Origin of the sequence: Pseudomonas sp. PvP009 (genome assembly GCF_017832995.1) — a bacterium.
Taxonomy (GTDB): domain Bacteria; phylum Pseudomonadota; class Gammaproteobacteria; order Pseudomonadales; family Pseudomonadaceae; genus Aquipseudomonas; species Aquipseudomonas syringae.
In genome coordinates this window covers 5,051,860-5,073,478 of sequence record NZ_JAFIBG010000001.1, presented here as the reverse complement: position 1 = coordinate 5,073,478, position 21,619 = coordinate 5,051,860, and the positions used below count along the sequence as shown (strand labels likewise).

Annotated in this window: 18 protein-coding genes and 1 pseudogene; 13 read left to right on the top strand and 6 right to left on the bottom strand. The window is 60.8% G+C overall.

Features of this window, described 5'->3' with window-relative positions:
- Positions 1–37: 37 nt before the first annotated feature.
- From JOE29_RS21830 to JOE29_RS21820, 4 genes and pseudogenes are all read right to left on the bottom strand, one after another.
- Positions 38–1,822: a hypothetical protein gene (locus JOE29_RS21830; protein ID WP_004414828.1), complete on the bottom strand. Its 1,785-nt coding sequence runs from the start codon at positions 1,820–1,822 to the stop codon at positions 38–40.
- A gap of 254 nt (positions 1,823–2,076) precedes the next feature.
- Entirely contained in the window at positions 2,077–2,940 is an 864-nt protein-coding gene (gene asd, locus JOE29_RS25525) for an archaetidylserine decarboxylase (RefSeq protein ID WP_003317183.1), read from the bottom strand.
- Between the two features lie 168 nt (positions 2,941–3,108).
- Positions 3,109–3,921 (bottom strand): annotated as a pseudogene (locus JOE29_RS25520) (rhodanese-like domain-containing protein); the annotation flags it as partial.
- A 45-nt stretch (positions 3,922–3,966) separates the two neighbouring features.
- Positions 3,967–5,502: an HDOD domain-containing protein gene (locus tag JOE29_RS21820; protein ID WP_003342990.1), complete on the bottom strand. Its 1,536-nt coding sequence runs from the start codon at positions 5,500–5,502 to the stop codon at positions 3,967–3,969.
- Positions 5,503–5,709: 207 nt separating this feature from the next.
- On the opposite strand from JOE29_RS21820, the gene motA reads away from it, so the two are divergent.
- Together motA and motB are read left to right on the top strand one after the other, a co-directional pair.
- Positions 5,710–6,561 (top strand): flagellar motor stator protein MotA, encoded by an 852-nt coding sequence (gene motA / locus JOE29_RS21815; protein ID WP_003342993.1) that lies wholly within the window; start codon positions 5,710–5,712, stop codon positions 6,559–6,561.
- Positions 6,562–6,564: 3 nt separating this feature from the next.
- Positions 6,565–7,605, top strand: coding sequence for a flagellar motor protein MotB (gene motB / locus JOE29_RS21810; RefSeq protein ID WP_003393549.1), 1,041 nt, complete (start codon positions 6,565–6,567; stop codon positions 7,603–7,605).
- A gap of 61 nt (positions 7,606–7,666) precedes the next feature.
- Here the strand turns inward: motB and rsgA are convergent, their stop codons facing one another.
- The gene (gene rsgA, locus JOE29_RS21805) at positions 7,667–8,698 is read right to left on the bottom strand and encodes a small ribosomal subunit biogenesis GTPase RsgA (RefSeq protein WP_103694268.1); all 1,032 of its coding nucleotides are present in this window, start codon (positions 8,696–8,698) and stop codon (positions 7,667–7,669) included.
- 108 nt (positions 8,699–8,806) lie between these two features.
- Here rsgA and orn point away from each other — a divergent pair, with 108 nt between their 5' ends.
- Both orn and JOE29_RS21795 read left to right on the top strand, forming a co-directional pair.
- Positions 8,807–9,343, top strand: coding sequence for an oligoribonuclease (gene orn, locus JOE29_RS21800; RefSeq protein ID WP_003342999.1), 537 nt, complete (start codon positions 8,807–8,809; stop codon positions 9,341–9,343).
- A gap of 96 nt (positions 9,344–9,439) precedes the next feature.
- Positions 9,440–10,051, top strand: coding sequence for a trimeric intracellular cation channel family protein (locus JOE29_RS21795; RefSeq protein WP_003343002.1), 612 nt, complete (start codon positions 9,440–9,442; stop codon positions 10,049–10,051).
- Between the two features lie 201 nt (positions 10,052–10,252).
- Here the strand turns inward: JOE29_RS21795 and queG are convergent, their stop codons facing one another.
- Positions 10,253–11,341 carry a tRNA epoxyqueuosine(34) reductase QueG gene (gene queG / locus JOE29_RS21790; protein ID WP_003317191.1) on the bottom strand — a complete coding sequence of 363 codons (1,089 nt, stop codon included), beginning with the start codon at positions 11,339–11,341 and terminating at the stop codon, positions 10,253–10,255.
- A gap of 63 nt (positions 11,342–11,404) precedes the next feature.
- Between queG and JOE29_RS21785 the strand changes: the two genes are divergently transcribed.
- From JOE29_RS21785 to hflC, 9 genes are all read left to right on the top strand, one after another.
- The gene (locus JOE29_RS21785) at positions 11,405–12,895 is read left to right on the top strand and encodes a bifunctional ADP-dependent NAD(P)H-hydrate dehydratase/NAD(P)H-hydrate epimerase (protein ID WP_074955247.1); all 1,491 of its coding nucleotides are present in this window, start codon (positions 11,405–11,407) and stop codon (positions 12,893–12,895) included.
- On the top strand, positions 12,883–13,353 hold the full coding sequence (gene tsaE / locus JOE29_RS21780; RefSeq protein WP_024660843.1) for a tRNA (adenosine(37)-N6)-threonylcarbamoyltransferase complex ATPase subunit type 1 TsaE: 471 nt from the start codon (positions 12,883–12,885) through the stop codon (positions 13,351–13,353). Before JOE29_RS21785 ends, tsaE begins: the two co-directional genes overlap by 13 nt.
- Before the next feature lie 2 nt (positions 13,354–13,355).
- On the top strand, positions 13,356–14,783 hold the full coding sequence (locus JOE29_RS21775) for an N-acetylmuramoyl-L-alanine amidase (RefSeq protein ID WP_198710878.1): 1,428 nt from the start codon (positions 13,356–13,358) through the stop codon (positions 14,781–14,783).
- A complete protein-coding gene (gene mutL / locus JOE29_RS21770; protein ID WP_016567066.1) occupies positions 14,783–16,729 on the top strand; it encodes a DNA mismatch repair endonuclease MutL in 1,947 nt (648 codons plus the stop codon). Before JOE29_RS21775 ends, mutL begins: the two co-directional genes overlap by 1 nt.
- Complete coding sequence (miaA, locus tag JOE29_RS21765) at positions 16,730–17,701, top strand: tRNA (adenosine(37)-N6)-dimethylallyltransferase MiaA (protein ID WP_003393538.1); 972 nt, start codon at positions 16,730–16,732, stop codon at positions 17,699–17,701.
- 93 nt (positions 17,702–17,794) lie between these two features.
- Positions 17,795–18,055, top strand: coding sequence for an RNA chaperone Hfq (gene hfq, locus JOE29_RS21760; protein ID WP_002551819.1), 261 nt, complete (start codon positions 17,795–17,797; stop codon positions 18,053–18,055).
- Between the two features lie 12 nt (positions 18,056–18,067).
- Positions 18,068–19,369 (top strand): ribosome rescue GTPase HflX, encoded by a 1,302-nt coding sequence (hflX, locus tag JOE29_RS21755; RefSeq protein ID WP_002551820.1) that lies wholly within the window; start codon positions 18,068–18,070, stop codon positions 19,367–19,369.
- 96 nt (positions 19,370–19,465) lie between these two features.
- The gene (hflK, locus tag JOE29_RS21750) at positions 19,466–20,671 is read left to right on the top strand and encodes an FtsH protease activity modulator HflK (RefSeq protein WP_003422345.1); all 1,206 of its coding nucleotides are present in this window, start codon (positions 19,466–19,468) and stop codon (positions 20,669–20,671) included.
- Positions 20,671–21,540 (top strand): protease modulator HflC, encoded by an 870-nt coding sequence (gene hflC / locus JOE29_RS21745; protein WP_003393535.1) that lies wholly within the window; start codon positions 20,671–20,673, stop codon positions 21,538–21,540. The genes hflK and hflC overlap by 1 nt, the downstream gene beginning before the upstream one ends.
- Positions 21,541–21,619: the final 79 nt, after the last annotated feature.

Here is a 21,619-nt window from a genome sequence, read left to right as displayed (position 1 = left end):
GGCGATGGGGCAATCGCGACGGCTGCCGCAGTGATCGCTACAGCGTGCCCCACAAGGAATCGAATTCCTGATCCGGCCTGGCCTTTTCGATCTCGGCGGCTTTCGGGGCGTCGTACATCTGATACTCGAACTGATTGTAACTGGCGCTGCTGACCTGCCGATTGCTCAGTGATGCGCGGCGTTCCTCACCGTTGACGTTGATCATCACCTTGTTGCCCTCCTGAAACGGCAGGCGCGGAGCAAGCACGGTGGGCGGTTTTCCCATGGCACGTACTTCGGGCAGCATCAGGGTTCGCAGATACTGGCTGTTCTGCTGTTCGCGAATCAGCTGCATACCGCACGGCAGGGCAAACGGGGCGATCAGTTCGATCCCCATCTGTGTGCCGCCGCTGCGTACCTGACGGATCCAGCGCACCATGGCAATGCTCCAGCCCTGGCCTGCGTCATCCTGAATACCCACCAGCTCGCCAGCCTGCAATTGCTGAGGCACGTCCTTCTGCCACGCCAGGCAGTAACCGCCCGGGCTGTGGTTGACAATATTCAGGTCAAAGGTCGGAAACGTGTGCTGGTTGTTGGAAAGCGATTCGCTGTCGCCGTCATTTTTCGGGTATTCGATCTCTTCGTAGGGCAGCAGAACGGATGAGCTCTTGCCGCGCTGCGTATCAAACGCCGAGGCCCACGGATCGTCCACGTCATCATTGGCCATCTTCAACGAAAAGCTCGCTGCACTGGTGGCGCTGTTCAACTGCAACAGCTCGCTGAACGACTTCTGGCCCGCGACATAGAAATGCAGCGCGCTCATGCCGATGCACAGTCTCAGCGTGCCCTTACCAGGCGTGCGTTGAAAGGTGCGTTCGGCCACATCGCCCCAGGCGACCGCCAGATGTTGCAGCAGGTCGGTGTTGATGCCAGTTGGAATCAGCAGCGGCGAGGGCGTGCGTTGGTCATCCGGCAGGGCCAGGTACTGATTGATCGCTTCCGCCAGCGCGAAGGTATTGATACCCAGCAGCCGAGGCGATTGTTCGTCGCTGAACAGTGTGCGATACAGCGGCGGTTTGTCGACCGTCGGGTCCAGGGCGAAGAGGCTGCTTTGCGTGGCAGGCGACTGCAGCTTTACCAGCGGGCTCCAGGCCTCCAGCGCATCGGCCAGTTTGCCGATGTTCAGTTGGCGCATCTGATTGCAGCGCGAGCAGCCCATCAGCAGCGCGATCACGTAGGTCTGTTCCACGCTCAGCACCTTGCTGTGATGGGCCAGGGGTTCTTCGACCGGCGTGTTGTGTAGCTGGTACTGACGGGCAATCTGGTAGATCTGGTGCAGTTCGAGCCACAGGCCGTCCTGAACGGGACAGTAAAGCTGGTTGGCGCGAATCAGCGGCCCGTTTAGCCCGTGCAGTGCGCGTTGCAGCGCCATGCTGAACAGCCCGGCCTGGTCTCGCGTGTAGCGCGAGGCGACCTGCTGAATGATTTGCTTGTAACCGGTCGCCAGATGGTTTTGCAGTGCCTGGCAGAGGTTGGCAACCTTGCGTGGTCGCTCGTCCAGCACAATGGCCTGATTGAGAAAGTGACGTTCGAGGTGCTTGCAGACGAAGTACACCTCGGGCCGCAGTAGCTCGAGCAGTTGCAGGCGGTTTTCGCTCGGGGTGATCAACTGGTTCAGCTCGGTCAGCCCTTGATAGAGCTGGCGCGCCATTTCTCCGAGGTTTGCCTTGGGCAATCTGGAGATCCAGCGTTTGAGGTCGCGGGGGTTGGCTTCACTGAATGTCAGGCTCGACTGCGTTGGCGTGGGGGCACGCAATAGCAGAGGGAGGCTAAAATTACTCATGTGACAGGCAAGCTCCAACAACTCACTGGCGCGGACGATGGCTTCATAGGGGGCCGAGGTTATCGCGCACCCGCGATGTGCCGAGCATACGCCCATGAAAGTGCGAAGTATCCTACAGTATCAATCGGACGACTTTACCAGTATCGACATCGCTTCGCAGCAGTTATGGCTCTAAGCCATTACCGTCCGGCGGCACGTTGCATGAGCGCCACTGTCCATCATCGGACACTCATGCATCGAGGCTCAGGCCGCCATCATGCCTGGGCCGGAACAGCCAGTGCCTGGCCCATTTGAACCTTGGAGCCAGCGGTCAGTTGTTCGGCCCATTTCACCTGACCTGGACCGAACAGCACGATGGCGGTAGAGCCCAGCTTGAACCGACCCATTTCGGCACCTTTTTCCAGGTGGATCGGTGCACGCGCCGCTTCGTCGTAGCTGAACGTCTTCAGTTCACGCTTGGGCGGCGTGACCAGCCCGGCCCATACCGTTTCGACAGACGCCACAATCATCGCGCCCACCAGTACCACTGCCATTGGCCCGCGCTCGGTGTCGAACAGACAGACCACTCGCTCGTTACGGGCGAACAGCTCGGGTACGTTTTCGGCCGTGGTCTGGTTGACCGAGAAGATGCGGCCCGGTACGTAGACCATCTCACGCAGCGTGCCAGCCAGTGGCATGTGTACGCGGTGATAGTCCTTCGGCGACAGGTAAACGGTCGCGAACTCGCCGCCCATGAACGGCGCTGACAGCTTGGGATCACCGCCGAGCAGTTCGAGCACGCTGAAACTGTGGCCCTTGGCCTGGAAGATCCGGCCGTGGTCGATGGAGCCCAACTGGCTGACGGCACCGTCGGCTGGCGAAAGAATCGCGCCCGGAGTGGTATCGAGCGGGCGGGCGTCGGCTTTCAATGCGCGGGTGAAGAACGCGTTGAAGTGCTCGTAGGACGTCAGGTCTTCGACCAGTGCCTGCGACATGTCTACCTGATAACGGCGCGCAAACCACGCGGTGAAAGCGTTTTTGAACCAGCGTACGCGGCACTCGGCAACGCAGCCTGCCAGTCGTGACAGCAGGTGGTGCGGCAGCAGGTACTGGCTGATGATGAACAAGCGGTCTTTCATTGAAGGTCCTGAGGATGAGTGTCCTGAATATTTCTGTGAGGTCCGTCCCGGTTCGGTGGCGCGGACCGGTTCGACGCGTTCGGCTGGTGCTGGTGCTGGTGCTGGCTGCGCAGGCGCGACGGGTTGCGCAAGCTCGACTGCCTCGACGGGCGCGGCGGCCACGTCCGGCAGTTCTACCGGTGTCTCCGGGTGATTGCCCCATTCGCCCCACGAGCCGGCATAGGCCTTGACCCTTGGATAGCCTAGCGCCTTGGCCACCAGATAGGTGAAGCCCGAACGGTGATGGGTCTGACAGTGCGTGATGATTTCCTTGTCAGGCGTGATGCCCAGGTCGCGTAGGATCTCTGGCATGTCCTGGCGAATACGCAGGTTGCGCGCCTTGTCCATGCCCGCCGTCCACTCGAAATTGACGGCGCCGGGTATATGCCCGCCTTTGGCCGCGACCACTTTTTCGCCCGAATACTCGGTCGGCGCGCGAGCATCCCAGATCGCCAGGTCGGCGGCGCCCAGACGGCTTTGCAGGTACTCACGCGTGGCGGTAGGTTCGTCGTGCAGCGTCAGCGTTACCGGGGCCTCGGCAGCAGGCGGAACGTCGGTGCTCAGCGGCAGCAATTGCGCTTCCCAGGCCAGCAGTCCACCGTCCAGATAGTGATAACGGCTGTGGCCGATGACATCCAGCAGCCAGATGAAACGCCCGGCCCAGCCGCCGCCTTCGTCATCGTAGACGACATACACGGCGTCGGGATTGTGGCCTAGCTCGCCGAACAGTTGCTCAAGGCTGGCAGTGTCGGGCAGCAGGCCGGGGGCAGGAGGCTTGCCCAGTTGTGTACGTTTCGGATCGACGAAGCGGGCACCGCGAATGTGCCCGGCTTCGTAGCGAGCGCTGCTGGTCAGATCCACGAGGATCAGTTCCGGGGCGTCTAGACGCTCAAGCAGATCGTTGGGTTCGATGACCAGCGACAAGCCAGTGAATGCGGACATTTGCAGCCTCCGATGAAAGGAAAGGGGCGAATTGTACGCCAGGCCTCAGGCTTTGCGATGACTAAAGATGCCCAGTGCCCGTTCAATACATTGCGCGGTTTTTCCGAATGCCTGAACGGAAATTTCCGACAAGGCCCCGCCGCCTTGGTCGGCGACCACCAGCAGCATGACTTTGCCGTTGTTGCTCAGCGAGCGGATCAGCCAGTGCTGGCCGCTGAACAGGGTTTTCAGCTGCGGGGGCAGCAGCGCGGCAAATTGCGCACTGTTGGCGGGTGTCATGCGTAACTGCGTCGGCTGGGTCAGCAGGCGTTGCAGCACTGTGCTTTCCTTGATGAACAGCTGCAAGGTTGCGGCGTCCTTCGGCAGTCCGGCAGTCTGATTGACGCGCAGCACCGTCGACGTCTTGTCCAGCATCAGCAGCATGACCCGCTCCATGCCACACGAGATAAACGCATCGCGCGCCGAGGTGGTCAGGTGCATGGCATTGATGAACGGGCTGGGATCCTGCAGCAGCTCGGCGCATTGCTTGCGCCACAGTTGCAGGGCGTCGGCCGATGGCGGCGGTGCAGGTTCATTGTCGCGCCTTACGCGGCGTGCGTCCCACGGCCAGATCAGCGATTCAGCCGGGTGCCAGAGGTCTTTTTCCGCGTGGATGCGGGCGCTGCTGGCGGCATTCTGGTGCGCCTGTTGCTGTACTTCGCTCATCGACTGTTGCAGGTACAGGCTGGTGAGCCGTTCCCAGCGCAGGCAGTGCGGGCTGTTCCAGGCCTGTTGTGCAGCCAGCGCCAGGCCGTTGCCCAGCAACACGGTATTGGCGGGCTGATTCAGCCAGCGCCGCAGGTTGGGGTCGTCGTCCATCAGTTGTTGCTGCTGCAGCGGGCTATTGTCTTCGCGGGCGATACGCAGCGCCTTGGCCAGATCGCGTCGCTCGTTGATCAACAGTTTATAGCCGCGCGTGACCCAGATCGGCAGACGCCAGAACTCGGCGAGTGCCAGGCACAATTCCAGCAGGTTGACGCCGAACAGCTCTTTTTCCACTGCAGCGCTGGAATGGCCCTTGTGGATAACCCGCAGTTCCAGTTCTTCGAGCAGCTTCGGATAGGCCAGCGCCATTGGCCAGAGCGGCGACAGAAACAGCAGGCTGCCCATGTGGATGTCCTGCCAGAGTCGCGCAAGGCGGCTGGCAAACAGACCGTTGGCCTGTTGCGTGGCGTGCTGGCTGACCAGAATCAGCTGGCGATAGGCCGCAGGAATTTCTTCGGGCGGCTTGGCCGGCAAACGGCCCAGAAGGACTTCGGTACGCGCCAGCCCCAGGCGGTTGATCGCAATTTCGAGGCTCTCGGCCTGCTCGGTCAAACCGTGGGTGTGATGGTTGGCTTCGCGCATCACGCTGAGCACCAGCGCAGGACTTTCCTGCATCATTTCGGCAATTTCACGCAGCGACCGACGACTGTCGTTCAGTGCTGCGCGGACGTGTCCATGATTGACGGCAGGGACCGGCAACGCGATGCCGTCAAGCAGTTTGACCCAGGCATCCAGCGTCTTCGGAACGAGGTGATGTGCTGCGTGTACTGTCGGCATTCGAGGGCCTGTGCGGCTGATTATCTGAGCTGGGAAACCGCCAGTGTACGGGGTGCTGAGGCCATTTTCCTCCTTTTATGGAGGCGCATAAATGGGTTTTTCAAAAGAACCGGCTATAGTCTGGCCCAGTTAGGCCGATAAGGAGAAGAAGAGATTCAACAACTTCCGGACTGTCCCTGAACCCGACTCAGTAAAGTATTTTTTCCTATGGCTAAAATCATCGGCATCATTGTCGTTCTCGCAAGTGTCATCGGCGGATATGTGCTGTCCCATGGCAAGGTCATGGCGCTGTTCCAACCGTACGAGGTCTTGATTATCGGCGGTGCTGCACTGGGCGCGTTCCTCCAGGCCAACCCTGGCTACATGTTCATGCACGTGTTCAAGAAGTCGCTGAAGATGTTCGGTTCGCGCTTCACACATGCCTATTACCTCGAAGTGCTGGGGCTGGTGTACGAAATCCTCAACAAGAGCCGCCGTGAAGGCATGATGGCGATCGAAGGGGATATCGAAGACGCTGCCTCCAGCCCAATCTTCGCCAAATACCCGGGTGTGCTCAAGGATGAGCGCATGACTGCGTACATCTGCGACTACCTGCGCATCATGTCGTCCGGCAACATGGCTCCCCATGAGCTGGAAGGTCTGTTCGACATGGAACTGCTGAGCATGAAAGAAGACCTCGAGCATCCATCCCACGCCATTACCGGTATCGCCGACGGTATGCCCGGCTTCGGTATCGTGGCTGCGGTACTGGGTATCGTGGTGACCATGGCGTCGCTGGGTTCGGGCGACAAGGCTGCGATCGGTATGCACGTAGGTGCGGCGCTGGTCGGTACGTTCTTCGGTATTCTCGCGGCTTACGGTTTCTTCGGTCCTCTGGCCACCAGCCTTGCGCATGATGCCAAGGAAGAAATGAACGTCTACGAGGCCATCAAGGCGTCTCTGGTTGCCTCGGCCTCCGGCATGCCGCCTTCGCTGGCTGTCGAGTTCGGCCGCAAGGTTCTCTATCCGCTGCATCGCCCCAGCTTCAGCGAGCTGGAACAAGCGGTTCGCGGTCGCTAAGTCATGGAAAATAATCAGCCGATTATCATCAAGCGCGTAAAGCGCTTCGGTGGCGGACATCACGGCGGTGCCTGGAAAATCGCGTTTGCCGACTTCGCGACCGCGATGATGGCGTTCTTTCTGGTGCTGTGGCTGATGTCGTCTGCCACCCCCGAGCAATTGCTCGCGGTCGCCGGTTATTTCAAAGACCCGGTCGGCTTCTCGGACAGCGGTTCGCCGTATGTGATCGATCTGGGCGGTTCGCCGGAGATGTCGCCAAACCAGACGCTGAATCCTGAGGTTCAGACCACGCCGTCGCCGGATACGGTGCCGATCGAAGCGGAAAATGCCGAGACCAAGGCTGAAGCAGTGGAGCAAGAGCGTCTGGAGATGCTGCTCCAGGAACTGCAGAACAAGGTCCAGGAAAATCCGCAACTGCAGAAGTTCAAGGATCAGATTCTGTTCGAGATCACTCAGGACGGTTTGCGTATCCAGATCATGGATGCCGAAAACCGGCCAATGTTCGACTCGGGCAGCGCGCGCCTCAAGCCTTATTTCGAAGACATCCTGCTGGCCTTGGCTGACACCATTAAAAGCGTGCCAAACAAGGTCAGTATCAGCGGCCACACCGATGCAACTCCTTTTGTGGGGAGTGGCGGGTTCGGCAACTGGGAGCTTTCGGCCAACCGTGCGAACGCTGCACGCCGTGCGCTGGTAGCCGGCACGTATCCGGACTCGCAAGTGGCCAGGGTAGTGGGGTACGCGTCGTCTGCTCTTTATGACCACCAGAACCCGACCAACCCGATCAATCGCCGCATCGATATCGTGGTGCTGACCAAAAAGGCCCAACACCGCATCGAGGGCGATCAGAACTCCGGTGGTGCGCCAGTCACACCTGCCGCGCCTGCGCCTGCGACACCCGCGGCTCCGGCGGTACCTGCTGCTCCGGGGGCTTCGACAGCGGCGCCGCCCGATCCGCAGGCCTACGCCCAGCCGCACGAGATCCGCCAGAAGCTGAACATCTTTGACGATGGCAAGTTGCGGGTCGAGCCGGCCCAGAACTGAGCTGTAACCGATACAAAAACGCCGCGATCATCGCGGCGTTTTTGCGTGCGGCGTTCGGTCTTCAGTAACTGTCTTGCGGCAGGCTGGCAATGATCGAGCGGTAGCTGTTCATGCGCTGCTGTTGCACACGGCCGTCCTCAAGACCCTTGAGCAAGGCGCAGCCCGGTTCGCGGTCATGCTTGCAGTCACGAAAGCGGCAGGTACCGATCAGGTCGTTGAACTCGATGAAACCTGCCTCTACGTCGGCACGACTGACGTGCCCCAAGCCGAACTCCCGGATGCCCGGCGAGTCGATCAGATCGCCGCCGCGCGGGAAGTGGAACAGACGGGCGGTGGTCGTGGTGTGTGTGCCCTGACCGGAAACTTCGGACAGCGGACCGACCCGAGTGTCCGTTTCCGGCAACAGGCCGTTGACCAGCGAGGACTTGCCGACGCCGGACTGGCCGACGAACACGCTGATGTGCCCATCAAGTTGGCTTTGCAGGCTCTGCATGCCATCACCGTGGTGTGCGGACACTTCCAGCACCGGGTAACCCAGCGTGCGGTAGACCGCCAGCAGCGCATTGAGCGCGGGCGCATTCTGTTCGTCGATCAGGTCGGCCTTGTTGAGCAGCAGCAACGGACGAATCCCGGCATGCTCGGCGGCCACCAGATAGCGGTCGATCAGGTTGGCGTGCGGCTCGGGCATCGGCGCGAAGACGATCACGATCAGGTCGACGTTGGCAGCCACAGGCTTGAGCTGGCCGCGTGAATCCGGGCGGCGCAGTTCGGTGGTGCGAGGCAATTGCGCGACGATGACGCCAATGCCCTGATTGCCGGCGCGCCATACCACGCGATCACCGGTTACCAGCGCAGGCAGGTTGGCGCGCAGGTGGCAGCGAAAGACCTGACCGGTCGCTTCGCCTTCCTGGGCCTCGACTTCGACTTGCACACCGAAGTGAGCGATCACCAGGCCCGTCTGTTCCGGGCCGAGGTCGCCACCCTCGAGTGTTTCAAGCGTAGCGGACTCGCGTTTTGCCGCGCGGGCAGCACGCTCGCCCTGAATTTTTTCGATGCGCCAGTTCTGACGACGATTGAGTTGGCGTTTGGCCATGGGTGTTCCGATGTGATGTAACCGATGAATTAGGCAGTACGATGGATCGGCAGGAGTCTAGCACGGCAGGGTGAGCTAAACTGCGCGCCTACGCTGAGGAGTCGACACATGCAGAACAAGCAGAACCTGATCTGGATCGATCTGGAAATGACCGGTCTGGACCCTGATACCGATGTCATTATCGAAATGGCCACGATCATCACCGATAGCGAGCTGAACACCCTGGCCGAAGGTCCGGTGATCGCTGTGCATCAGAGCGACGAGACGCTGGCGAAAATGGACGAGTGGAACACTCGCCAGCACGGCGGTTCGGGCCTGACCCAGCGCGTGCGGGAAAGTACCGTCAGCATGGCTGAAGCCGAGGCGCAGACCCTTGAGTTCATCAAACTGTGGGTGCCAGAGCGCAGTTCGCCGATCTGTGGCAACAGCATCTGCCAGGATCGCCGCTTCCTGTATCGCCACATGCCGACGCTGGAAAACTACTTCCACTACCGCAACCTGGATGTCTCGACCCTCAAGGAACTGGCTGCGCGCTGGTCTCCCGAGCTGAAATTCAAGAAAGGCAGCACCCACCTGGCGCTCGACGACATCCGCGAGTCGATTGCCGAGCTGCGCTTTTATCGTGAGCACTTCATCAAGGCCTGATCGAGACTCGCGCGTGCAGTGAATAATCTTCGCTGCACTCTTTCAGTGCGTTGGTCGGCTGGTTAGACTGCGCGCCTTTGTCGCAGAGTCGCCGCCATGTTGCTGATGCTTTATCTGATCGCTATCACTGCTGAAGCCATGACGGGAGCCCTGTCTGCAGGGCGTCGCGGGATGGACTGGTTCGGCGTGGTGCTGATCGCCTGCGTCACGGCGCTGGGGGGCGGGTCGGTGCGCGACGTGCTGATCGGTCATTACCCGCTGACCTGGGTCAAGCACCCGGAGTATCTGGTTCTGACCAGTGTGGCGGCGCTGGTGACGATCTTCATCGCGCCATTGATGCGTCACCTGCGCTCACTGTTTCTGGTGCTCGACGCACTGGGGCTGGTGGCCTTTACCCTGATCGGCTGCATGACCGCGCTGGAGGCCGGGCACGGTCTGCTGATCGCGTCAGTCTGCGGCGTGATCACCGGGGTTTTCGGTGGCATCCTGCGCGACATCTTCTGCAACGACATCCCGCTGATCTTCCGGCGCGAGCTGTACGCCAGCGTGTCTTTTCTGGCTGCATGGTGTTTTCTGCTGTGCCAGTACCTGCAGTTGCCCAACGAGCAAGCGGTGCTGATCACCCTGTTCGGCGGCCTGCTGCTGCGTCTCCTGGCGATTCGCTTCCGCTGGGAAATGCCCAAGTTTGTCTATAAAGACGAGCCTTGAAGAGGGGGGGGGAAGGCCACGAGCGGCATGCCCAAGCTAGTCTTGTGGGAGGCAATGTTGTTCAGTCATAACCATGTAGGAGCGAGCCGGGCCACGCGTCGCTTGCGCGCGAAGGCTGACTGACAGAGGCATAAATCTCCGGCGATTGTCCCTGCCTCTTCGCGAGCAGTTGGCTCCCACAGGAATATCCAGGGGGTACCTTTAAAGCGGCGCCACGCCGTGCCTCTGCAGCGCCCATTCCACGTGTTCCCTGACCAGTTCCGAAGGATAGTCGCGCCGTGCTTGCAGGGCCTCGATCACCGGGATGGTAGAGGGCGCATTGCCCAGCCCCACGGCCAGATTGCGTAGCCAGCGCTCATAACCCGCCCGGCGCAGTGGTGAGCCTTCGGTGCTGCCGAGGAATTTCTCTTCATCCCACAGAAACAGCTCGGCCAGCCCGGCGTTGTCCAGATTATGGCGCGGCTGAAAGTCGCTCTGCTCGGTTGGCCGGGCGAAGCGGTTCCACGGGCAGACGATCTGGCAATCATCGCACCCGAACACCCGGTTGCCGATCAGTGGCCGCAGCTCTTCGGGGATCGCCGTCTTCAGCTCGATGGTCAGATAGGAAATGCAGCGCCGCGCGTCCAGCACGTAAGGGCCGATAAACGCGGCGGTCGGGCAGATGTCCAGGCAGGCTGTACAGCGCCCGCAGTGTTCGGTCGCATGGGGCGCATCCACCGGCAACGGGATATCGACAAACAGCTCGCCGAGAAAGAAGAAGCTACCCGCCTTGCGATTGAGCACCAGCGTGTTCTTGCCGATCCAGCCCAGCCCGGCCTGTTCGGCGATGGCCTTTTCCAGCACCGGCGCGCTGTCCACGAAGGCCCTAAAGCCAAACGGTCCGATGGCTTGCTGAATACGCTCGGCCAGTTGCTGCAGGCGCTTGCGGATGAGTTTGTGATAATCACGGCCCAGCGCGTAGCGTGAGACATAGGCTTTTTCCGGCTCGGTCAGGCGCTGCGCCATCTCGGTGTCGCCCGGCAGATAATCCATGCGCAGCGACACCACGCGCAGCGTTCCCGGCACCAGCTCATCGGGGTGGGAACGTTTGCTGCCATGGGCTGCCATATAGTCCATTTCCCCGTGATAGCCTGCATCGAGCCAGCGTTGCAGATGCTGCTCGTGCTCTGCCAGGTCCAGGCCGCTGATCCCGACTTCCTGAAAGCCCAACTCACGCCCCCACGCCTTGATTGAAACGGCAAGGGCGGCAAGATCATCGGAAGTGGGAACTACAGCAGTAATAGCGGACATGCGCAGAGAGAAACCGGGGCCAAGGTGCGTATAATTCTGCCAGACATCGGAGCCCATAGACGCATGTTCGACACTAAACCTCATTTACCCGACGCGCTGTACAGCGCTGCGCAGGTCCGCGACCTCGACGCACGGCTGATTGCGGCCGGCACACCCGGCCTGGAATTGATGCTGCGCGCTGCGCAGGCGTTGTGGCACACCTTGCTTCGGCGCTGGCCGGAGGCCAACGAGCTGACCGTATTGACCGGGCGTGGCAACAACGCCGGTGACGGGTATCTGGTGGCTGCCATGGCGCACAAGGCCGGCTGGCAGGTCAGGGTGCTGGCCGTCGGCGATCCGGCCGCACTGACGGGGGATGCCGCGGCGGCGCATGCTGCGGCTTTCGGTATTGATATTCAGGCATGGGCCGGGCAGCCGCTGGCCGGTGTGGTGCTGGATGCCTTGCTCGGCACCGGGCTCGAAGGCAAGGTGCGCGAGCCCTATGTCTCGGCCATCAACGCTATCAACGACAGTGGTCTGCCCGTCGTGGCGGTGGATATTCCGTCTGGCTTGAGCGCAGATACCGGCCAGACGCTGGGTGTCGCGGTGCGTGCCGATGTGACCGTTACGTTTATCGGCCTCAAAGTGGGGTTGTTGACGGGCGATGCGGCGGATCTGGTAGGTGAGCTGATTTTCGACGACCTGCGTACAGACCCGGCGTTGGTGGCGCAGGCGCCGTTCAGTGCGAAGCGCCTCGATAAACACAACCTGCCGCAACTGGCAGCACGCCCGCGAACCGCCCATAAAGGCCTGTTTGGCCGGGTGCTGGTCATCGGTGGCGATCACGGTTTTGGCGGCGCAGCGTTGCTCAGCGCCGAAAGCGCCCTGCGCAGCGGTGCAGGCATGCTGACGCTGGCGACAAGGCCCGAGCATGTTCCGGCCGCCCTGACGCGCATGCCGGAAATCATGAGCGCGGCGATTCATTCGGCCAACCAGCTGATGGGCTTGATCGAGCCGGCCAGCGTGTTGGTGGTCGGTCCCGGACTGGGGCAGGCGGCCTGGGGGCGCAGCCTGCTGTCGGCGGCTGCCAATGCGGATCGTCCGCAGGTGTGGGACGCCGATGCGCTGAACATGCTGGCCGCCGGGCTGGTCAGCCTGCCCAAAGGCAGTGTCATCACCCCGCATCCGGGCGAGGCGGCGCGGTTGCTGGGCGTGGGCATCAAGGACGTTCAGGCTGACCGGGCTGCTGCGGTGCGGGCGCTGGCGCGTAAATTCGATACGGTTTGTGTGCTCAAAGGCTCCGGCAGCCTGATTGCCGATGCCAGCGGGCAACTGGCGCTGTGCGACCGCGGTCATCCGGCCATGGCCACCGCGGGGCTGGGTGACGTGCTGGCCGGATTGACCGGCGCGCTAATGGCGCAGCATCTCAAGCCTTTCGACGCGGCCTGTCTGGCCGTGTGGCTCCACGCAAGCGCCGGTCAGACAGTCGGTGAGTGCGGTCGAGGGCTGGCCGCCAGCGATATTATTCCTGCCATTCGTCAGTTATTGGAGGAGCTGCAACCGTGTCTGATTTAACGCTGCATGTGGTGGGCGAAGAGGCAATGATGGATTTTGGTGCACGTCTGGCCAAGGTCACTGAAGGCCTTGGCGTCATCTTTCTGGATGGCGATCTGGGCGCTGGAAAAACCACGCTTTCGCGGGGATTGATTCGCGGCTTCGGGCATGCCGGGGCTGTCAAGAGCCCTACTTTCACGCTGGTCGAGCCGTACGAAATCGGTGCGATAAAGGTCTTCCACTTTGATCTTTACCGGCTGGTCGATCCTGAAGAACTCGAGTTCATGGGCGTGCGTGATTATTTCGACGGCGATGCACTTTGTCTGATTGAATGGCCCCAACGCGGTGCAGGCTTTTTGCCAAAGCCCGACCTGACCATTACCATTGTGCCGCACGGTGAAGGTCGGTCCGTGATATTGAGCCCGCTGGGCTCGCGTGGCGAACAGTGGTGTGCCACTTTGGCTTTGGAATTCAAATAGATATGGGGTTAGGTATGCGCATGCGCGCGCTGGTTACTGTAGTGGGTCTGCTGTTGATGGCCATGGCTGTCGAGGCGGTTGCCGCTACGCAAGTACGAAGTGTCCGCTTATGGCGAGCGCCGGATAACACACGTCTGGTCTTCGACCTGACGGGGCCGGTTCAGCACAGCCTGTTTACCCTGACTTCGCCTGACCGTCTGGTGATCGATATCAATGGTGCGACGCTCGGCGGACCCTTGAACGTACCCACGGCCAATACGCCGATCAGCAGCATGCGTTCTGCGCAGCGCACACCTACCGACCTGCGCGTGGTCATCGACCTGAAAAAGGGTGTGACCCCGAAGAGCTTCACGCTGGCGCCCAACCAGCAATACGGCAACCGTCTGGTGGTCGACCTGTACGACAACGCCGCCGATGCCAACCCCACGCCGGTGATTCCCGACACCGCTGCCAACACCGCACCCGCAGTTCCGGTCAGCCCGGCCAAGCCTGAAATCAAGCTGACCCCGGTGCCGAATGGCAAGCGCGATATCGTTGTGGTGATCGATGCCGGGCACGGCGGGGAAGACCCTGGTGCCTCGGGCGGCGCCGGTCAGAAAGAGAAAAACGTGGTGCTGTCGATTGCCAAGGAGTTGCAGCGCCAGGTGAATGCCGAGAAAGGTTACCGTGCCGAACTGACGCGGACCGGTGACTACTTTATTCCGCTGCGCAAACGTACCGAGATCGCCCGCTCCAAGGGCGCTGACCTGTTTGTGTCGATCCACGCCGACGCCGCGCCGTCCTCCGCTGCGTTCGGCGCATCGGTGTTCGCCCTGTCTGATCGTGGCGCCACTTCCGAAACCGCCCGCTGGCTGGCGGACAGTGAAAACCGTTCTGACCTGATCGGTGGGGCCGGCGCAGTCAGTCTCGATGACAAGGACCGCATGCTCGCGGGTGTGTTGCTGGACTTGTCCATGACTGCGTCGCTGTCTTCGAGCCTGAACGTTGGCCAGAAGGTATTGAGCAATATTGGCCGCGTGACCTCGCTGCACAAGTCACGTGTCGAGCAGGCGGGCTTCATGGTGCTCAAGTCGCCGGATATTCCGTCGATTCTGGTGGAAACCGGCTTTATCTCCAACGCCAATGAGGCCAACAAGCTCGGTTCTGCGTCGCATCAACAGGCGCTGGCGCGTTCGATCACGTCGGGCGTCAAACAGTTCTTCCAGCAGAACCCGCCGCAGGGCACCTATATCGCCTGGCTGCGTGATAACGGCAAGCTGGCCCAGGGGCCGCGCAATCACGTCGTTCGTTCCGGCGAAACCCTGGCCATGCTCGCCGCGCGCTACGACATGAACATCGCCACTTTGCGCAGCGCCAACAATCTGAAGTCCGATGAATTGAAGATCGGCCAGGATCTGCGTATTCCAAGTTCCGAGGTGGCGACTCAGTAATGACCGATCTCCTGCTCGACGGCGCCGAAGCCGATAACGCTCAAACTGCCCTGAACGCAGCACGCATCGAACTGCTCAGTCCGCGTCTGGCCAACCAGATTGCGGCGGGCGAAGTTGTCGAGCGGCCGGCTTCGGTGATCAAGGAGCTGCTGGAAAACAGCCTCGATTCCGGCGCGCGGCGCATCGATGTTGACGTCGAGCAGGCCGGTATCAAACTGTTGAAAGTGCGTGACGATGGCGGCGGTATCTCTTCGGACGATCTGCCATTGGCGCTGGCACGCCACGCGACCAGCAAGATTCGCGACCTGGAAGACCTCGAGCGGGTCATGAGCCTGGGGTTTCGCGGCGAAGCGCTGGCTTCGATCAGCTCCGTGGCGCGTCTGACCCTGACCTCGCGCACTCGCGACGCCGATCAGGCGTGGCAGGTCGAAACCGAAGGTCGTGACATGGCGCCACGCGTGCAGCCAGCCGCGCATCCGGTAGGCACCTCCGTTGAAGTGCGCGACCTGTTCTTCAACACGCCGGCCCGACGCAAGTTTCTGAAAGCCGAAAAAACCGAATTCGATCATTTGCAGGAAGTCATCAAGCGCATGGCGCTGGCGCGTTTCGACGTGGCCTTCCACCTGCGTCATAACGGCAAGACCGTGCTGAGCCTGCATGAAGCGCATGACGACACCGCCAGAGCGCGACGTGTCTCGGCAATCTGCGGGCCGGGCTTTCTGGAGCAGGCGCTGCCCATCGAGATCGAGCGCAATGGCCTGCATCTGTGGGGCTGGGTCGGGTTGCCGACTTTCTCGCGCAGCCAGGCCGACCTGCAATACTTCTTCGTGAATGGCCGGGCAGTGCGCGACAAGCTGGTCGCCCACGCGGTGCGTCAGGCGTATCGCGACGTGCTGTTCAATGGCCGTCATCCGACCTTTGTGCTGTTCTTCGAGGTCGATCCGGCCGCTGTGGACGTCAACGTTCACCCGACCAAGCATGAAGTGCGCTTCCGCGACGGGCGCATGGTGCATGACTTCCTGTATGGCACCCTCTACCGTGCGCTGGGCGATGTGCGCCCTGAAAATCAGCTGGGTGGCAGTGTGCCGGTTGTCGCCGAGACCCGCCCGAGCGGACCTGAAGCGGGTGAATTCGGGCCGCAGGGTGAAATGCGTCTGGCCAACAATGTGCTGGAGCAGCCCCAGGGCGAGCCGTTTTCCCGGCCTGCTGCCGGTGGCGGCGCTGGCAGCGGTTATCAGTATCAATACACGCCTCGGCCCACCGCTGGCGTGCCGGTGGCCGAAGCGCAAAGCGCTTACCGTGAATTCTTCGCGCCGCTGCCCAGTGCCGCGCCCGCGTCGCTGCCTGAATCGCCCGGTGACATTCCGCCGCTGGGTTATGCGCTGGCGCAGCTCAAGGGTATCTACATTCTTGCTGAAAACGCTCACGGCCTGGTGCTGGTGGACATGCATGCCGCTCACGAGCGGATCATGTACGAGCGCCTTAAAATAGCCATGGCCAACGAAGGCCTGAGCGGCCAGCCATTGCTGGTGCCCGAATCCATCGCGGTCAGCCAGCGTGAAGCGGATTGTGCCGAAGAGCACCTTGCGACTTTCCAGCGCCTGGGCTTCGAACTGCAGCGGCTCGGCCCGGAAACCCTGGCAATCCGCCAGATCCCCGCGTTGCTCAAACAGGCCGAAGCCAATCGGCTGGTCAGCGACGTACTGGCCGACCTCATGGAATACGGCACCAGCGACCGGGTGCAGGCGCACATGAACGAGCTGCTCGGCACCATGGCCTGCCACGGCGCGATTCGTGCCAATCGGCGTCTGGCCATCCCGGAAATGAACGGCCTGCTGCGTGACATGGAAAACACCGAGCGCAGCGGGCAATGCAACCACGGTCGTCCTACCTGGACCCAGATGGGTCTCAATGACCTGGATAAATTATTCCTGCGCGGTCAATGAATGAACGCTTTACCTCCGGCCATCTTTCTCATGGGGCCTACTGCTGCAGGCAAGACCGACCTTGCGATAGAACTGACTAAAGTGCTGCCCTGCGAGTTGATCAGCGTCGATTCTGCGCTGGTCTATCGCGGCATGGACATCGGCACCGCCAAGCCGTCGAAGACGCAGCTGGCTGAACATCCTCACCGTCTGATCGATATTCTCGACCCGGCGCAAAGCTACTCCGCAGCCGATTTTCGCAGTGACGCCCTGGCGGCCATGGCGGAAATTACCGCACGCGGAAATATTCCTTTGCTGGTCGGCGGCACTATGTTGTATTTCAAGGCTCTATTGGACGGGCTGGCGGACATGCCGGCGGCCGATGCACAGGTCAGGGCGCAGCTTGAGGCCGATGCACAGGCCTTCGGCTGGCAGGCATTGCACGATCAATTGGCGGTGGTCGATCCCGTTTCGGCGGCACGTATTCACCCCAACGATCCGCAACGGCTGATCAGGGCGCTCGAGGTGTATCGCGTCAGCGGAATGAGCATGACGGCACATCGCGAGCAACAAACTGCGCAAAGTACCGAAGCAGCCGCATCAGGGCGCCAGCAATTGCCCTATACTGTCGCGAACCTTGCCATCGCTCCGGCTGATCGCAAGGTGCTGCACCAACGCATCGCGCTACGTTTCGAGCAAATGCTGGATCAGGGGTTTCTGGACGAAGTACTGGCATTGCGCTCAAGAGGTGACCTGCATTCGGGGTTGCCATCGATAAGAGCCGTCGGTTATCGCCAGGTCTGGGATCACCTGGATGGGAAGCTGACGCGGGATGAAATGCAGGAGCGCGGCATCATTGCAACGCGCCAGCTGGCCAAAAGGCAGTTCACCTGGCTACGCAGCTGGGAGGACTTGCACTGGCTGGACAGCCTGGCCAGCGACAATCTGTCGCGCGCCTTGAAATACCTGGGATCGGTCTCCATATTGAGCTGAGTCCCTGCAATAGCCGTCTATCCTTGGGGGGTGGTCGGTCAAGCTAATCGAATTCGATTTTTTATTTTATTGATCCTTAAAGGAGTGCGGCACATGTCAAAAGGGCATTCGCTACAAGACCCTTACCTGAATACCTTGCGTAAAGAGAAGGTCGGGGTATCGATCTATCTGGTCAACGGTATCAAGCTGCAGGGTACGATCGAGTCTTTCGACCAGTTCGTCATTTTGCTGAAGAACACGGTCAGCCAGATGGTCTACAAACACGCTATTTCCACCGTCGTACCGGTTCGCCCGATTCGCCTGCCAAGCGCTACAGACGCTGACGGTGCGGACGCCGAGCCAGGTAACGCCTGATAGGAGTCTGCCTTGTTCTTTGAGCGCCACAGTGGTGGTGAACGTGCAATTCTCGTTCATCTGGATGGTCAGGACCCTGAGGCGCGCGAAGATCCGCAGGAGTTTCAGGAATTGGCCATCTCGGCCGGTGCCGATACCGTTGCGTTTATCAACGTGCCGCGTCATCGGCCTTCGGCCAAGTATCTGATCGGCTCTGGCAAGGTCGAAGAGCTTCGCGATCAGGTCAAGGCCGAACAGGCCGATCTGGTCATCTTCAATCACACCCTCACGCCCAGTCAGGAACGCAACCTCGAACGCGTTTTCGAGTGTCGTGTGCTTGATCGCACCGGTCTGATTCTCGATATCTTTGCGCAACGGGCGCGTACTCACGAAGGCAAGCTTCAGGTCGAACTGGCCCAGCTTGAGCACATGAGTACCCGTCTGGTCCGTGGCTGGACCCACCTTGAGCGACAGAAAGGTGGTATCGGCCTGCGCGGTCCGGGTGAAACCCAGCTCGAAACCGACCGACGTCTATTGCGGGTTCGCCTGCGGCAGATCAAGGGACGGCTGGAGAAGGTTCGCAGCCAGCGTGATCAGGCCCGTCGCGGGCGTCGTCGCGCGGATATTCCATCGGTTTCACTGGTGGGGTATACCAACGCCGGCAAATCGACCCTGTTCAACTCGGTAACCGATTCGGATGTGTTTGCGGCAGACCAGTTGTTCGCCACACTCGATCCGACCCTGCGTCGTCTGCAACTCGATGACCTGGGCCCTATCGTGCTGGCCGATACCGTGGGCTTCATTCGCCACCTGCCGCACAAGCTGGTCGAGGCTTTCCGTGCGACGCTTGAAGAATCGAGCAACTCCGATTTACTCCTGCACGTGATCGACTCCCACGAGCCGGATCGCATGTCGCAGATCGAGCAGGTCATGGCGGTGCTTGGCGAGATCGGCGCCGAGGGCTTGCCGATCCTCGAGGTCTATAACAAACTCGATCTGCTTGAAGGCGTAGAGCCTCAGATACAGCGCGATGCCGATGGCAAGCCGCAGCGTGTCTGGGTTTCTGCCCGTGATGGTCGAGGGCTTGATCTGCTCAAACAGGCTATCGCCGAATTGCTCGGCGACGACCTGTTCGTCGGCACGCTGCTTCTGCCTCAGAGTCTTGCCCGGCTGCGTGCCCAGTTCTTTGAGCTGGGTGCGGTGCAGAGCGAAACGCATGATGAGGAAGGTGCCAGTGTGCTGGCCGTACGACTGCCGCGCGTTGAACTCAATCGACTGGTGAGTCGCGAAGGATTGCAGCCGCTGGAGTTCATCGAGCAACACACTTTGCAATAAAAGCACGAGAAAGCCGTTGTACGGCTTTCCCGAGCATTCTGTAGCATTGGTCGGCGCGCCGCGGGCGCGTCTTTGCTTTATCAGATGGAGAGCGCTATGGCTTGGAATGAGCCGGGTGGCAACTCGAATAATCAAGATCCCTGGGGTGGCAAACGCCGTGGCGGCGACCGCAAGGGACCACCTGATCTCGACGAGGCCTTCCGTAAGCTGCAGGAAAGCCTGAAGGGGTTGTTCGGCGGCGGTAACAAACGCGGCAGCGATGGCGGCGGCAGTGGCAATGGCGGCGGTTCAGGCAAGGGCGGCGGCTTCGGCCTGCTCGGCATCGGGCTTGTCGTGCTCGTCGCTTTCTGGCTTTACAGCGCTATCTATGTGGTTGACGAGCAAGAGCAGGCTGTCGTGCTGCGTTTCGGTCAGTACCACGAGACCGTGGGCCCGGGTCTTAACATCTACTTCCCGCCGTTCGATCGCAAGTACATGGAGAACGTGACTCGCGAGCGTGCCTACAGCAAGCAGGGCCAGATGCTCACCGAAGACGAGAACATCGTCGAAGTGCCGCTGACCGTGCAATACAAGATCAGCGATCTTCAGGCCTTCGTGCTGAACGTCGATCAGCCTGAAATCAGCCTGCAGCACGCGACTGAAAGTGCGTTGCGCCATGTCGTGGGTTCCACGGCGATGGATCAGGTGCTGACTGAAGGCCGCGAACTGATGGCCAGCGAAATCAAGGAGCGTCTGCAACGCTTCCTGGATACCTACCGCACCGGCATCACCGTGACCCAGGTGAACGTACAGAGCGCCGCCGCGCCGCGTGAAGTGCAGGAAGCCTTTGATGACGTGATCCGCGCCCGTGAAGACGAGCAGCGTGCACGCAACCAGGCTGAAAGCTACGCCAATGGTGTGATCCCGGAAGCCCGTGGTCAGGCTCAGCGTATTCTCGAAGATGCCAACGGTTACCGCGATGAAGTGGTTTCGCGTGCCAAGGGTGAGGCGGATCGCTTTACCAAACTGGTTGCCGAGTACCGCAAGGCTCCTGAAGTCACCCGTCAGCGTCTGTATCTGGACACCATGCAGGAAGTCTTCAGCAATACCAGCAAGGTGCTCGTGACCGGCGACAAGGGGCAGAACAATCTGCTTTATCTGCCGCTCGACAAGATGATCGAGAGCAGCCGCAGCAGTAACGGCAATGGCTCCAATTCAGGTACGCCATCGCAGTCGGCCAATGATGCTGCCGCTGCTGCCGCCGCTGCCCGGGCGAATGAGGCTCAGCAGCGTGGTGAAGTACGTACCAGGGAGACTCGCTGATGAGTAACAAATCGCTGATCGCCCTCATTGTTGGCGTGATACTGGCCGTCATTGCCTGGAACAGCTTCTACATCGTGTCCCAGACAGAGCGTGCGGTCCTGCTGCAATTCGGTCGTGTGGTCCAGGCTGACGTTCAGCCGGGTCTGCATGTGAAGGTTCCTTACGTGAACCAGGTGCGCAAGTTCGACGGTCGTTTGCTGACCCTCGATGCACCGACCCAGCGCTTCCTGACACTGGAAAAGAAAGCGGTCATGGTCGATGCCTACGCCAAGTGGCGTGTGAAGGATGCGGAGCGTTTCTACACCGCGACTTCCGGCCTCAAGCAGATAGCCGACGAGCGTCTTTCGCGTCGTCTGGAATCCGGCCTGCGTGACCAGTTCGGCAAGCGCACCCTGCACGAAGTCGTGTCGGGTGAGCGAGATGCGCTGATGGCGGATATCACCGGCTCGCTGAACCGCATGGCCGAGAAAGAACTGGGTATCGAAGTCGTCGATGTCCGGGTCAAGGCCATCGATCTGCCGAAGGAAGTGAATCGCAGCGTTTTCGAACGTATGAGCACCGAGCGTGAGCGTGAAGCGCGCGAGCACCGTGCCAAGGGTAACGAGCTGGCTGAAGGCATCCGTGCCGACGCCGATCGTCAGCGTCGTGTGCTGCTGGCCGAAGCCTATCGCGAGTCGGAAGAAGCGCGTGGTGATGGTGATGCCCAGGCTGCCGCGATCTACTCCAAGGCGTATGGTCAGGACCAGGAGTTCTACGCGTTCTATCGCAGCCTGCGTGCCTACCGCGAAAGCTTTGCGAACAAGAGCGACGTGATGGTGCTTGATCCGAACAGTGAATTCTTTCGCTACATGGAAAAAGCCAAGCCGTAATTAATCATCCGCCGGGCGGCAAAACCGCCCGGTGGGGTGAACGTACGGTGAAACGTGTGTATCATGCGGCAGCCGGGAA